The 13,751-nt window shown below is 61.3% G+C and carries 12 protein-coding genes; 4 read left to right on the forward strand and 8 right to left on the reverse strand.

Annotation, left to right across the window (positions count from 1 at the left end; genetic code table 11):
• Positions 1 to 3 precede the first annotated feature (3 nt).
• A complete protein-coding gene (locus LCM4573_RS05540) occupies positions 4 to 738 on the forward strand; it encodes an SDR family oxidoreductase (RefSeq protein WP_071005270.1) in 735 nt (244 codons plus the stop codon).
• A gap of 21 nt (positions 739 to 759) precedes the next feature.
• On the forward strand, positions 760 to 2,037 hold the full coding sequence (locus tag LCM4573_RS05545; protein WP_071005271.1) for an L-fuconate dehydratase: 1,278 nt from the start codon (positions 760 to 762) through the stop codon (positions 2,035 to 2,037).
• A gap of 237 nt (positions 2,038 to 2,274) precedes the next feature.
• On the opposite strand, the gene LCM4573_RS05550 is transcribed toward LCM4573_RS05545, so the two are convergent.
• The 7 genes from LCM4573_RS05550 to LCM4573_RS05580 all read right to left on the reverse strand — a co-directional run bounded on the left by LCM4573_RS05550 (position 2,275) and on the right by LCM4573_RS05580 (position 9,782).
• The gene (locus LCM4573_RS05550) at positions 2,275 to 3,690 is read right to left on the reverse strand and encodes a mannitol dehydrogenase family protein (RefSeq protein ID WP_071005272.1); all 1,416 of its coding nucleotides are present in this window, start codon (positions 3,688 to 3,690) and stop codon (positions 2,275 to 2,277) included.
• A gap of 2 nt (positions 3,691 to 3,692) precedes the next feature.
• Entirely contained in the window at positions 3,693 to 4,886 is a 1,194-nt protein-coding gene (gene uxuA, locus LCM4573_RS05555; protein ID WP_071005273.1) for a mannonate dehydratase, read from the reverse strand.
• A 22-nt stretch (positions 4,887 to 4,908) separates the two neighbouring features.
• Positions 4,909 to 5,952 (reverse strand): L-idonate 5-dehydrogenase, encoded by a 1,044-nt coding sequence (locus LCM4573_RS05560; protein ID WP_071005274.1) that lies wholly within the window; start codon positions 5,950 to 5,952, stop codon positions 4,909 to 4,911.
• A gap of 11 nt (positions 5,953 to 5,963) precedes the next feature.
• Positions 5,964 to 7,370, reverse strand: a complete 1,407-nt coding sequence (locus tag LCM4573_RS05565; protein WP_071005275.1) for a TRAP transporter large permease — start codon at positions 7,368 to 7,370, stop codon at positions 5,964 to 5,966.
• Between the two features lie 4 nt (positions 7,371 to 7,374).
• The gene (locus LCM4573_RS05570; RefSeq protein ID WP_071005276.1) at positions 7,375 to 7,947 is read right to left on the reverse strand and encodes a TRAP transporter small permease; all 573 of its coding nucleotides are present in this window, start codon (positions 7,945 to 7,947) and stop codon (positions 7,375 to 7,377) included.
• Between the two features lie 70 nt (positions 7,948 to 8,017).
• The gene (locus LCM4573_RS05575) at positions 8,018 to 8,995 is read right to left on the reverse strand and encodes a sialic acid TRAP transporter substrate-binding protein SiaP (protein ID WP_071005277.1); all 978 of its coding nucleotides are present in this window, start codon (positions 8,993 to 8,995) and stop codon (positions 8,018 to 8,020) included.
• Between the two features lie 40 nt (positions 8,996 to 9,035).
• Entirely contained in the window at positions 9,036 to 9,782 is a 747-nt protein-coding gene (locus LCM4573_RS05580) for a FadR/GntR family transcriptional regulator (protein ID WP_071005278.1), read from the reverse strand.
• A gap of 239 nt (positions 9,783 to 10,021) precedes the next feature.
• Between LCM4573_RS05580 and LCM4573_RS05585 the strand changes: the two genes are divergently transcribed.
• Together LCM4573_RS05585 and LCM4573_RS27120 are read left to right on the forward strand one after the other, a co-directional pair.
• Entirely contained in the window at positions 10,022 to 11,317 is a 1,296-nt protein-coding gene (locus LCM4573_RS05585; RefSeq protein ID WP_071005279.1) for a cystathionine gamma-synthase family protein, read from the forward strand.
• Positions 11,318 to 12,136: 819 nt separating this feature from the next.
• Positions 12,137 to 13,045, forward strand: coding sequence for a three-Cys-motif partner protein TcmP (locus LCM4573_RS27120; protein ID WP_083347326.1), 909 nt, complete (start codon positions 12,137 to 12,139; stop codon positions 13,043 to 13,045).
• Here LCM4573_RS27120 and LCM4573_RS05590 read toward each other — a convergent pair.
• On the reverse strand, positions 13,000 to 13,749 hold the full coding sequence (locus LCM4573_RS05590; RefSeq protein WP_071005280.1) for a DUF5131 family protein: 750 nt from the start codon (positions 13,747 to 13,749) through the stop codon (positions 13,000 to 13,002). The genes LCM4573_RS27120 and LCM4573_RS05590 overlap by 46 nt on opposite strands.
• Positions 13,750 to 13,751: the final 2 nt, after the last annotated feature.

The raw sequence follows: 13,751 nt of genomic DNA on the forward strand, positions 1-13,751 counted from the left end.
AGAATGACCAAGACGCTTGAAGGAAAGACCGTACTCATCACCGCCGCCGCGCAAGGGATCGGCGGCGCCAGCGCCATCGCCTTCGCCAAGGCCGGCGCCACGGTTCATGCGACCGATATCAACGAAAAGGCACTCGCCGAACTGCCGAAGCTCCCCAATCTCACGGCGACGAGGCTCGACGTGCTGGACGAGGCGGCGGTCAAGGCGGCGGTCGAGAAGATCGGCAAGGTCGATATCCTCTTCAATTGCGCCGGCGTCGTGCATGGCGGCTCGATCCTCGAAATGAAGGATAGCGACCTCGAATTCGCCTTCGACCTCAACGTGAAAGCGATGATCCGCACCATCCGCGCCGTGCTGCCGGGCATGCTGGAGCAGAAGGACGGCTCGATCATCAACATGTCCTCGGTCGCCTCCAGCGTGAAGGGCGTTCCGAACCGCTTCGCCTACGGCGTCACCAAGGCCGCCGTGATCGGCCTCACCAAGGCCGTCGCCGCCGATTACGTCACGCAGGGCATCCGCTGCAATTGCATCTGCCCCGGGACGGTCGAAAGCCCCTCGCTTCAGGACCGCATGCGCGCCCAGGGCAATTACGAGGAAGCCCGCGCCGCCTTCATCGCCCGCCAGCCCATGGGCCGGCTCGGCACGCCGGAGGAGATCGCCGATCTCGCGGTCTATATCGCCGGCGCAACCTACACTTCCGGCCAGGCCTTCGCCATCGACGGCGGCTGGACCATTTGACCCCACCATAAAGAGAGACCTATGACCCGCATCACCGATCTCCGCGTCTTCGACCTGCGCTTTCCCACTTCGCAGAGCCTCGACGGTTCGGACGCGATGAACCCGGACCCGGACTATTCGGCGGCTTACGTCATCCTCGATACCGATAGCGAGGGACTGGCGGGCCATGGGCTCACCTTCACCATCGGCCGTGGCAACGACATCTGCTGCATGGCGATCAAGGCCATGCGCCACCTGGTCGTCGGGCAGGAACTCGAAGCCTTCCGCGCCAGCCCCGGCAAGTTCTGGCGGCACCTGACCAGCGACAGCCAGCTCCGCTGGATCGGCCCGGACAAGGGCGCCATGCATCTTGCGACCGGCGCGGTAGTCAACGCCTTCTGGGACCTTCTGGCCAAACAGCAGGGCAAGCCCGTCTGGCAGCTCGTCTCGGAGCTTTCGGCCGAGGAAATCGCCGATATCGTCGATTTCCGCTATCTCACCGATGTTCTGACCCGCGAGGAAGCCGTCGCCATCCTGAAAAAGGCCGAGGCCGGCAAGGCGGAGCGGACCGAGACGCTGAAGCGCGAGGGTTATGCCTGCTACACGACCTCGGCAGGCTGGCTCGGCTATCCGGAAGAGAAGCTGCGCCGCCTTTGCAAGGAAGCTGTCGATGCAGGCTTCAACCACGTCAAGATGAAGGTCGGCCGCGACCTTGAGGACGATATCCGGCGGCTCACCATCGCCCGCGAGGTGATCGGCCCCGACCGCTACCTGATGATCGATGCCAATCAGGTCTGGGAGGTCGATCAGGCGATCGACTGGGTGAAGAAGCTTGCCTTCGCCAAGCCCTTCTTCATCGAGGAGCCGACCAGCCCCGACGATGTCGCCGGCCACCGCAAGATCCGTCAGGCGATCGGCCCCGTGAAGGTCGCGACCGGCGAGATGTGCCAGAACCGTATCATGTTCAAGCAGTTCATCGCCGAGGGCGCGATCGATATCGTGCAGATCGATTCATGCCGCATGGGCGGGCTGAACGAGGTGCTGGCGGTGCTGCTGATCGCCGCGAAATACAATCTGCCCGTCTGGCCGCATGCCGGCGGTGTCGGTCTCTGCGAATATGTCCAGCATCTTTCGATGATCGACTATGTCGCCGTGTCCGGCACAAAGGAAGGCCGGGTGATCGAGTATGTCGATCATCTGCACGAGCATTTCGTCGATCCCTGCGTCATCCGCAACGCCGCCTACATGCCGCCGTTACGGCCGGGGTTCTCGATCGAGATGAAGCCGCAGTCGATCGCGGACTACACGTTCAGGGGGTAATTTCAGGGTCTGCCCTCATCGACTGCCGGCGCCTTTTCCCCGTTCTGACGGGGARAAGGACACGCGTGACACTCGCCCAAACCCTTCTCAAGTGTCGAGGATGGCTAACTTCTTCCAGTCGAACGCGGGAGAAGGGATATGCCGCACCGTTTCCGCAATCTCAAACACAGCATGAGCCTCGTCCCCTCTCCCCGCAGGCGGGGAGAGGGTTAGGGTGAGGGGCAAAGTGCGTAGCTGTCAGATGCGACCCGCCTCGATCTCCGCAAGCTCCGCATTCACCAGATCCCGCCATCCGCGGTTCCCGATCAGCGCCTGCGGAAACAATCCGGGCAGAGCAAAGAACGGTGCGGAAGGATCATCCGGCGAGACTTGCGCGGCAGCCGCCCGAACCTGCTCGCGGCGGGGGTCGTCGATATCCGGGGTCCGCTTCGCGTAGGCGATCCAGAGCGCCGTCGCGAAGGCGAAGGAGGCGGCATCGCGGCCCGCCGCGAGATCGTCCACCGTGCCAGCGAAGATGCGCTGCGGCAGTTTCTGCGTGCCGTCCATGGCGATCTGGCGCGTCCGGTGCGCGATGGTCGGATTGGCGAAGCGCTCGATCAACTCATCGATGTAATGCTTGAGGTCGATGCCGGGCACCGGGTCGAGCGTCTTCACCGCCGCCTGCATATGCCGCCGCGCCAATTGCGCATATTCCGGCACGGCCATGACGTCGCGCACGAATTCCAGACCCTTCAGCTGGCCGAGATAGGCGATCATCGAGTGCGCGCCGTTGAGGAGCCGAAGCTTCATTTTCTCGTAAGGCTCGACGTCATCCACGAAGAGCGCGCCGCCAGCCTCCCATTTCGGGCGGCCGGAAATGAAGTGATCCTCGATCACCCATTGCATGAAGGGCTCGGTTTCCAGCGACTGCCGATCCTCGACGCCGAGCATTGCGGTTGCGCGGGCGCGGCTTTCCCCGGTCGCGGCCGGCACGATTCGGTCCACCATGCTCGACGGGAACGCTCCCTTTTCCGATATCCAGGTGGCGAGCGCCGGATCGTTGGCGCCCGCCATCTCGATCACCAGACGCCGCACGATACGGCCATTGGTCGGCAGGTTGTCGCAGCAGAGCACGGTGAAAGGCGGCAGGCCGGCAGCCTTGCGGCTTGCGAGCCCCGCCACGAGATAGCCGAGAATGCCGATCGGCGCGGATGGATTTTCGAGATCGGCTTTCACCGAAGGATGGTTCCGGTCGAGCCCGCCGCTCACCGGATCGAGGCCATAGGCCTTCTCCGTCACCGTGATGGTGACGATCTTGATCTGCGGATCGGCAAGCAAGCCGAGCAATTCGTCCCGCTGCTCGGCCGCCGCCAGACCCCTGACGATCGAGCCGACAACCTGCACGCTTTCGCCAGCGCCGCTGCGGGTGACGACAGAATAGAGCCCGTCCTGCTCGTTGAGTTCGCGGACGATATCGGCTGAGCGGAGGCTGACGCCGACGATGCCCCACGGGCCGAAATCCTCGGCCAGCGCGGCATCCGTGTAGACCGCCTGATGGGCGCGATGGAACGCGCCGAGGCCGATATGCAGAATGYCGGGCTGAAGCGCCTTGCGGTCATAGGCCGGCGAGATGACCGGGCCGGCGAACTCTGTGGAGGCGGAAAGACGGTCCATGTTCAAAGCCCGTATTCGCTGTGGGAGAGCGTGCGCTCGATGCCGCGAAGTTCAGCAAGTCCCTTCAGGCGACCGATGGCCGGATAGCCGGGTTGGGCACCGCGCTTCAGGTCATCAAGGATTTCCTGTCCGTGGTCCGGCCGCATCGGGATTTCGTGATCGGCGCGGCCTTCCGCCCGCCGCCGCTTCTCTTCCTTCAGCAGCTCGGCGATGACGGCGACCATGTCGGTATGGCCTTCCAGATGCTCGTCCTCATAGAAGGAGCAGGGCGTGCCCTCCTCTTCCCGGTGGACGTTGCGCAGATGGACGAAGTGAATGCGCGGCGCGAGACGCTCGACCATGCCCGGCAGATCGTTTTCGGCGCGAGCTCCGAGCGAGCCGGTGCAGAAGGTCACGCCATTGGCGGGGCTATCCACCTGCCGCAGCATGTGTGCATAGTCTTCCTCAGTCGACAGAATGCGCGGCAGACCGAGCAGCGCCCACGGCGGATCGTCCGGATGGGCGCAGATATTGATGCCGACCTGTTCCGCCACCGGCGTCACCTCCGAGAGGAAATCGACGAGATGCTGCTGGAGTTTCTCGCGGCTGATGCCGGAATAGGTCGCCAGATGCTCCCGCAACTGCGGCAGGGTGTAGCCGTCCGCCGAGCCCGGCAGACCGGCGCCGATGTTCTTCGACAGCGCCGAGCGCCGCTCCTCCGGCATTTCAGCAAAACGCTTCGCCGCCTTTTCCAGCGTCGCCTCGTCATAATCCTCTTTCGCACCGGGGCGCTGGAGGAGATGGATGTCAAAGGCCACGAAATCGATGAGATCGAAACGCATGGCCTTGGCGCCGTGGCGAGCCGTCCAGCGCAGGTCCGTGCGGGTCCAGTCGAGCACCGGCATGAAATTGTAGCAGACGGTGCGGATGTCCGAGGCCGAAAGGCGGCGCAGCGACTCCTGCCAGTTGGCGATGTGGCTCCGCCATTCGCCGGTCTGCGTCTTTATGCTTTCGGAGACGGGCACGCTTTCCACGACATCCCAGAAGAGGCCGCCCGCCTTGATCTCTTCATGGCGTTTCGCGATCTCCTCGACCGGCCAGACATCTCCCGTGGGAATGTGATGCAGCGCGCTGACGATGCCTCTCGCACCGGCCTGCGCCGCATCCTCGACGGTTACCTTGTCGACCGGGCCGAACCAACGCCATGTATGTCTCATCGGATTATCCTTGAAATGCTTTTCAGGCCAGGAATGTGAGTTGCACCTTGCAGGCGGCGGAGCGATCCCCCGCCTGCTCGAAGGCGGCAACCGCCTCGGTGATCGGAAATGTGTGGGAAATGATCGGCCGCACGTCGATTTCCCGTCGTCCGATCAGGTCGACAGCCATCGCGAACTCCCTGTCGAAACGTTGCGATCCGATCCAGCGGAGTTCCTTGCCGACCAGCGCATTGAGCGGAACCTGCATATCGCCGGTGACGCCCACCTGCACGATCAGCCCGCGCGGCCTGACGGTCGCGATCGCGCTGCGGATCGCAGGGCCAGCCGCCGAGCATTCGAAGGCCATATCGAACTGGCCCTTGTCCTTCTCGAACCCGGCCAACTCTTCCGGGTTCTTCGCGACATTGATGGCGCGGCTCGCACCCATGGCAACCGCACGCTCCAGCGCGGCATCCATGAGATCGGTGACGATGATTTCGGAAGCTCCCGCATGGCTCGCCGCCGCCACTACCAGGGCGCCGATCGGCCCCGCGCCGGTGACGAGCACCTTCTTGCCTGACAGATTGCCCGCCTGTGCCACCGCATGCAGGCAGACCGCCAGCGGCTCGGCGCAGGCCGCCTCACCGGCGCTGACCGTCTCGCCGGCCGGATGGCACTGGATCACTGGCACCACGAGCCAGTCGCGGAACATGCCCTGCGCGTGGGGAAGGCGCATGGCGCTTCCCATGAATTGCATGTTCAGGCAGTGGATCGCCAGACCCTCACCGCAGAAGCGGCAATGGCCGCAGGGCTGGCTCGGATTGACCGAGACCAGATCGCCGACCTTGAGGCCGGAAACGCCCGGCCCCAGAGCCTCCACATAGCCCGCCGCCTCATGGCCCGGAATGATCGGCTCCCGCACCCGGACGGGACCGAAGCCGCCGTYCTGATAGTAATGCAGGTCCGAGCCGCAAATGCCGCCCGCCGCCATTTTCAGCAGCACCTCGCCTTCGCGAGGCGCCACAACCGGCGCCTCCTCTATCTTGAGGTCCCGCTGGCCGTGAAGACGTGCCAGTCGCGTGCGCATCTCTTCAATCCTTACTTGATCAGCCCGAGCTGCGTCGGCAGCCAGAGCGTGATCGCCGGGATGAAGGTTATCAGGATCAGTGCGATGAACAGCGGCGTCATCCAGGGCAGGATTGCGAGCGCCGTCCGCTCCACCGAAAGCTTCGAGATGCGCGACAGCACGAAGAGCACCATGCCGATCGGCGGGGTCAGCAGGCCGATCATCAGGTTCAGCGTGAAGATCAGGCCCATATGCACCGGATCGATCCCGTATCGCGCGGCAATCGGCATCAGGATCGGAACCAGGATGCTGATCGCAGCGATCRTATCGAGGAAGGCCCCGACGATCAGCAGCAGGATGTTGACGATGATCAGGAAAGTCCACCAATTATCCGTCAGCGAGAACATGAAATCGGAGAACAGCTGGGCCGCCTGGCTGACCGTCAGAAGCCATGCGAAGATCGACGCGGTGGTGACGATGAACAGCACCGATGCCGTGGTCTCGATCGTATCGAAACTGGCCTTGGCCAAGGTCTTCAGGGTCATGGTACGGTATCGCACCAGCCCCAGGAAGAGCGACCAGATGACGGCCGCGACCGCCGCTTCCGTCGGGGTGAACCAGCCCATGGTCATGCCGCCGATCAGGAGCACCGGCGCCATCAGCGCCATCACCGCCGAGAAGTCGTAGTACCAGTCGAGCGCGATGAGGGCGACGAGCGCGATCAGCACCGCGATATTGATGGACAGACCGGCCAGGACGAGGAGATAGACCGCCACCGGGAAGCAGAGAACGATGACGATTTCCAGGGAGGCCGACATGAGCTTCTTCAGCTCGAACGGCGTGTCCGACCCCCAGCCCTTGCGATAGGCGAAGATGAAGACGGTCAGCATCATCAGGAGCGTCATGACGATGCCCGGCAGGATGCCCGCCATGAACAGCGCGCCGATCGAGACATTGGCCATCATGCCGTAGATGACGAAAGGCAGAGACGGCGGAAAGATCGGGCCGAGAGTGGCCGATGCGGCAGTCACGCCGACGGCGGCTTCCACCGGATAGCCGTGATCCTTCATCGCCTTGATCTCGATCGTGCCGATGCCGGCGGCATCCGCAAGCGCCGTGCCGGACATGCCTGAGAAAACGACCGAACCGATGATGTTGACCTGGGCGAGACCGCCCTTCATCCAGCCGACGAGGGACAGCGCGAACTTGTAGATGCGGCCCGTGACGCCGGCGATGTTCATCAGGTTGCCGACGAGGATGAAGAAGGGAACCGCGATCAGCGGAAAGCTTTCGACGCCGGCGATCATGCGCTGGGCGGCGATGATATCGGGCGCGACGCCGTAGATCACCAGATAGAGCAGCGACGAGACGCCGAGCGAGACGGCGACAGGCGCGCCGATGATCATGAGAGCCAGGAAGGATCCGATGAGAAGCAGCATGTGGTCAGATCCCCTGTACGCCGGTTTCGCTCGCCTTTTCGCGAACGGTTTTTTCGTTGATCATGTCTTTGACGAAGTTCTGGACGGAGCGCGCCAGCATGAGCGCGAAGGCTGCGAACACGGTGTAGAAGACGTAGCCGCGCGGCAGGTTTACCGTGACCATGCGCTCGTTGCCGACGATGGCGATATAGCGCCACATCAGCCAGGTCGTGTAGGCGAAGAAGCCGATGACGATGAAATCGACCAGGAGCTCAAGGATGCGCCCGACCCTGTGCGGCAGGAAATTGTAGAGAAGGTCCACCTGGATGTGCCGGGCCATGCGCACGCACATCACCGAACCCAGAAAGACGAGGATGACGAGGCAGTTCGCCGCCATTTCTTCCGTCCACGCCAGACTGTTGTTGAGCGCGTAACGGGTGAAGAACTGCAGGAAGACGCAGGCCGCCATGCCCCAGAAGACCGCCATGTTGATCCAGTCTTCCACCGCATAGGGAGAAAGATCGACCGGGCCGACTTCTTCCTCGAAGGAATGCGCCATCTCTTCGACGCTGATCGGAGCGTGTTGCTGTTCATTCATTCGGAAAACTCCGCCAAATTCGGAAAGGTGGGCGGACGCCCGGCGGGATGGCGCCGGGCGTCGCATGGCGTTACTTGACGGCGCGGATGGCTTCCCAGTCTTCCTTCTTGTAACCGAAGTCCTCCAGGGCGACCTTTTCCATGACGGTCTTCTCGAAATCGGACTTGTCGACCTCGGTGACGGTCAGGCCATCCTGCTTGAACTTGGCGACCAGGGCGTTTTCACGCTCCTCGACGATCTTGGTGGCCCGCTCGGCCGCTTCCTGCATGACCTCCGTAAAGATCTTTTTGTCCTCGTCCGAGAGCTTCGACCACAGCATGTTGGAAACAACCGTGTTCAGGTGGTCGACGATATGGCCCGTGAGTACGATGTTCTTCTGGACTTCGTAGAACTTCTTCGCCTCGATGGTGGTCAGCGGGTTTTCCTGGGCCTCGACCGTACCGTTCTGCAGCGCGAGATAGACTTCGGCAAACGCGATCGGCGTAGTGTTGGCACCACAGGCGCGCGGCATGGCGAGATAGGCCGGAACGTCCGGAACGCGGATCTTCAGGCCGGCCATGTCGGCACATTTTGCGATCGGCTTGTTCGAGGTGGTGTGGCGCGTGCCATAATAGGTGACGGCGGTGATGTGGTTGCCGCCCGAGGCTTCCTCATACCCTTCGGCGAGGCGCTTGAAGACGTCGCTCTTGGTATAGGCGATCAGATGGCTCGGATCGCGGAAGATATAGGGGAAATAGGTGACGCCGATCGGCGGATATTCGCGCGATGCGAAGCTCGAGCCGGAGATGATGATATCGACGGTACCGAGCTTGAGGCCCTGGTTGATATCCGCTTCCTTGCCGAGCTGAGAGGCCGGGAAGACGTCGATCTTGTAGCGGCCTTCGGTGCGCTTGGCGATCTCCCCGGCGGCCCAGACGGATTCAGTGTGGAACGGCTCGGATGTTTCATAGACATGCGCCCATTTCAGCGTTGTCTGAGCGTGGGCGCCAAGCGCCGAGGTCAGGACAACGGCGGCGGCGCCGAGGATGCTGGTCAATCTGTACTTCATTTTCATTCCTCCCGGGTTTGAAGTCAGTTTCTCATGCGGGTTACTGCCGGCCGGCCAGTTTTGGCTGTCCGGCCGATTTGATGTTGTCCGCCGGCTCCTCGCCGAAGCTTTCGGACAGTCTCGATTGCGATTTGTCGAGATGGATGCGCATGGCCTTTCGCGCGGTCTCCGGATCGCCGGCGGCGATCGCATCGCGCACCGCCCGGTGCTCCTCCATGGCCTCGCGCCAGGTTTCCGGGTTCTCGAAATGGCTGGCAAGGCGCTCGAAATAGGCGGTCAGCCTCAGATCGTGGATCTCGCCGACGAAACGGTTCAGCGTCGCATTGGCGATGATGCCGGAAACGGCGACATGAAAGGCCCGGTCGAGCGCTAGCGCTGCCGGACGGTCATGCAGCGAAGCGGCCATGCGGGCGAGGTTTTCATCGAGAGCGGCAATGTGGTCAGGCCGCGCGACGCGGGCGGCCTCCTCCGCGATCGCACACTCGACGATAGCGCGGGCACGCAGAAGCTCGAAGGGACCTTCGACATCTTCCGGCTGGAAAAGGGCAACGGACTCGGCCCGGCGCAGCACATAGACGCCGGAGCCCATGCGGATCTGCACGAAGCCCTCGACTTCCAGCACGATCAGGGCTTCCCGGACGGTGGGGCGGGAGACGGACAGCATTTCGGCAAGGTCGCGCTCGGCCGGAAGCTTTTCGCCGACGGCGAACTCCCCCCGCTCGATCAGGCTGCGCATCTGGTCCGCGACGTGCCGGTAAAGGCGGCGCGATTCCACCACAGTGAACATGAACCCTCCTCGCGACGCCGCTCTCCTTCGGCGCGCAACTGGTAAGCTGGCCTTACCAGTTCATAGGATTTCTATAAAGGTTACGGCTTGATGTCAATGGTATGCAATGGACATTCCCGGCTCCCGGCGAGCGTGGCGCAGCGCGGACTGCCGAAGACGTGACCCGGAACCCATCTTGGCAGGCGCCGCCGAGCGCTTATCTCACTTTCATGGCAGCTTCTCACCGCAGGAGAGAGATCATGACGGCGCCGCATCCCTCCAAGACGCATATCGGCAACCACAAGCTCCACCCCGAAACCCAGATGCTGAACTACGGCTACGACCCGGAGCTTTCGGAAGGCGCGGTCAAGCCGCCTGTCTTTCTCACCTCCACCTTCGTCTTCCATTCGGCGGAAGAGGGCCGCGACTTCTTCGACTTCGTTTCCGGCCGCAAGGAGCCGCCGCCCGGCAGGGGAGCGGGGCTCGTCTATTCCCGCTTCAACCACCCGAACAGCGAGATCGTCGAGGACCGCATGGCCGTCTACGAGCAGACGGAGAGCTGCGCGCTCTTTTCCTCCGGCATGTCGGCGATCGCCACCACGCTTCTGGCCTTCGCGAGGCCCGGCGACAGCATCCTTCATTCCCAGCCGCTCTATGGCGGCACCGAAACGCTGCTGGCAAAGACCTTCCACAATCTCGGCGTCGAGGCGGTGGGCTTTTCGGACGGGGTGAACGAGGAGACGGTTTCCGCCGCCGCCGAGGAGGCGATGGCCAGGGGCCGCGTCTCGGTGATCCTGATCGAGACGCCCGCCAACCCCACAAACAGCCTGGTGGACGTGGCGATGATGCGCCGGGTGGCCGATGCGATCGGCAGGAAGCAGGGCCACACGCCGGTCATCGCCTGCGACAACACGCTGCTCGGCCCGGTCTTCCAGCGGCCGATCGAGCACGGGGCGGATATCTCGCTCTATTCGCTGACAAAATATGTCGGCGGCCATTCGGACCTGATCGCCGGTGCCGCGCTCGGCTCCAAGGCCATTATAAAGCAGGCGAAGGCGCTGCGCGGGGCGATCGGCACGCAGCTCGACCCGCATTCCTGCTGGATGCTCGGCCGCTCGCTTGAGACGCTTTCGCTGCGCATGGAAAAGGCGAACGCCAACGCCCAGGCGGTGGCGGAATTCCTGTGGAGCCACCCGAAGGTCGAGAAGCTGCATTACCTGCCCTTCGACGACCCGGCCTCGCCGACCGGCGCGGTTTTCGCCCGGCAATGCACCGGCGGCGGCTCGACCTTCTCTTTCGATATCCTGGGCGACATCGCAGGCGGGCAGCCGGCCTCCTTCCGCTTCCTGAACGCGCTTGCGATCTTCAAGCTGGCGGTGAGCCTCGGCGGCACGGAATCGCTTGCCAGCCATCCGGCGACCACGACCCATTCCGGCGTGCCGGCGGAGGTGCGCGAGCGGATCGGCGTGCTGGACAGCACCATCCGGCTTTCGATCGGCATCGAGCATCCGGACGACCTGATCGCCGATCTGACGATGGCGCTGGATGGGGCGTGAGGGCGAAGGCATAAGGGCTCAGGTGGCACGGCGCTCCACGGGCCTCTCCTCGGGTTGAACCCGAGGACTGCTCGCAGGAGAACAAGGGCTTTAGTCATCCCCGGGTGGTCCTCCGGTTTAGCCCAAGGTTGAGCGAACAGACTCCTCCCTTGGCGATCTCGATATTTTCAAGTCGGACGGGGCGCTGAAAGCTGCCTCGTAAGTTTTAGTTTTAGGTGACACCTCTCAGCGCCCCGTTCGGCGGTTTATGCCCGCGACTTCGGTCTCTCTGCCGTGGCCTTTCCGGACGGTGTTCGTCTGACCATCCGGACCACGGGCGAACCGACTTATCGCCAACAATCCAGACGGCCGCCGCCGGTTTTCCGATGTTCTCGGCGGACTTATGAAAATTCGGCGAAACCATCCATCGGGCCACCATGTGTGCCGCACAGGCACGCCCGGCGCGCTCTTTCGGGCATCAGAAGCGGTTGGCCGGTCCGTAACCAATCCGCTTCCCCCGTGTCGCCGGAGGGAGACCATTTTCCGCGGACCCGGATCATGAGGTTTTGCGTCTGACCCTCATGACCCGCGCCGGTTCCGCCTCGCCGGCACGCCTGCCGGTGTATCCGCGACGGAACGGGGTAATTGTAGGCATAGGTTTGAAGAGCGGGGATGAGAAAGGGGGTAAGTAGTTGATGGGATTGAGGCGTACTCTCATATCTTCCACTAGTAGGTCCAACTCCCCTCGCTTTAACGCAGCAATTATGAGCTTAGCATTTTTTAATGGAGAAACCGGACAAAAACCTTAAAGTTGCAGACGGGGAAGGGGAATAACTTGAAATGGATGAAAAGCATTTTTTCGGAAGCTCTGAGACGGAGCGTAAACTTAGCTGTCTCCGCGCATATCTCTCCGCATACTCTACGGCGCTAAAAACTCAGCGTTTCTGTCGAATTTATATTGATGCATTTGCTGGTACGGGGAGCCGGACGGAAACAAGGCCGGCATTACCTTTTTTTGGCCAAACGCCGGAAACTACCGAGGAGGTTACTACTCCTGGATCAGCGAGAATCGCTTTGGAGGTTGATCCTCCTTTCCATTCAGTAGTGCTAATCGAACAAGACCCCAAAAAAATCTCAACTCTCAAAAATGCGGTTTGCGAATATCCTGGCAACCGGGCTCACGTCAGGGAAGGAGATGCGAATGAAATCGTGCAACACATATGTGCGCGATATGATTGGCATCGGGAGAAAATGCGGGGTGTAATTTTTCTCGACCCGTATGGAATGGAAGTAAGCTGGAAAACGGTTGAAGCTATCGCCAATACTAAAGCGCTGGATTGCTGGTACTTTTTTCCTTTATCCGGTTTGTACAGAAATGCACCTCGTGACTCGTTAAAATTCGATCAGTTTAAAACCGACGCCTTAACGCGTGTTTTTGGTACGGAGAGCTGGCGACAAGAATGGTACGAGGCAAAAGACGAGCAATATGATCTGCTTGGAAAACTGGCAGCTGGCAGAACCCGTATCGCCGACGTCGATCGTATCGAAGAATGGGTTCATAATCGGCTAAAATCTGTCTTCAAAGGTACTGTGTTAAAACCGCTTCGGTTAAAGCACTCAAACGGTGCACCGATGGCATCGCTATTCTTTGCCGTGAGCAACCCGAAACCTGCTGCCGTCAGAGTGGCTAGTGATATAGCCAATTACATACTCAAAGCGGGCATTTCGTCCCAAGTACGCTCTCGATAGATACGGCCAGTCGCCTTCTTGTTTTTTCCACCCCATTGCTTGAAAAAGAAGGCGGCTCCCGCATCGACGCACATTTCAAAAATCTCATCAATCCACTGAGGACGAATTGGCCGAGCATTGGGGCCAGACTCCCCACCTACGATTGCCCAATGAATATTTGTGAGGTTTCCACTCCCTACCGAACCAATCAGGGGCTCGAAAGACACGAAACGTACCGCCGCACGTACATCTCTCAGATCATCCAACCGATTGAGTACGCGGCTATCTTCAACGGTTGTACCAAGCCAAACATTTGGGAGAACAGGAAAAWTTCTCGCCAATATATCGGCCATACGATCAGGGCGCTTGGTGAGAATTTGGTATGTGTGGCGCGGAGTTTTGGCCATCGACGCCCATACCTTCTCAACGAACGTCTCAGGCACATTCGGATGAAAAAGGTCAGACATTGAATTTACGAAAACGTTTCTTGGCTTAGTCCAAGTTTCCGGAATCCTTAAGGCAGCCTCGTCGAGATATATCTCACCAGTCCACTTGGCACGTCCGCCGCTTTTCCGGGTCAGCCCCCGATACTTGTCGAGTCCCATGGCCTCGAGCCGTGCGGCCATACGCATTGCGTAACAATTTGTGCAGCCCGCGCTCATGATTGAGCAGCCGGCTACCGGATTCCACGTAGCATCAGTCCATTCGATAGATGTATCTGCCATGT

Origin of the sequence: Rhizobium sp. LCM 4573 (genome assembly GCF_001854865.1) — a bacterium.
Classification (GTDB): Bacteria; Pseudomonadota; Alphaproteobacteria; order Rhizobiales; family Rhizobiaceae; genus Neorhizobium.

Coding starts and splice junctions, on each gene's coding strand:
- LCM4573_RS05580 (WP_071005278.1), bottom strand. CDS start 9,782: ATGTTCACTGTGGTGGAATCGCGCCGCCTTTACCGGCACGTCGCGGAC.
- LCM4573_RS05570 (WP_071005276.1), bottom strand. CDS start 7,947: ATGAATGAACAGCAACACGCTCCGATCAGCGTCGAAGAGATGGCGCAT.
- LCM4573_RS05540 (WP_071005270.1), top strand. CDS start 4: ATGACCAAGACGCTTGAAGGAAAGACCGTACTCATCACCGCCGCCGCG.
- LCM4573_RS05585 (WP_071005279.1), top strand. CDS start 10,022: ATGACGGCGCCGCATCCCTCCAAGACGCATATCGGCAACCACAAGCTC.
- uxuA (WP_071005273.1), bottom strand. CDS start 4,886: ATGAGACATACATGGCGTTGGTTCGGCCCGGTCGACAAGGTAACCGTC.
- LCM4573_RS05545 (WP_071005271.1), top strand. CDS start 760: ATGACCCGCATCACCGATCTCCGCGTCTTCGACCTGCGCTTTCCCACT.
- LCM4573_RS05575 (WP_071005277.1), bottom strand. CDS start 8,995: ATGAAGTACAGATTGACCAGCATCCTCGGCGCCGCCGCCGTTGTCCTG.
- LCM4573_RS27120 (WP_083347326.1), top strand. CDS start 12,137: ATGGATGAAAAGCATTTTTTCGGAAGCTCTGAGACGGAGCGTAAACTT.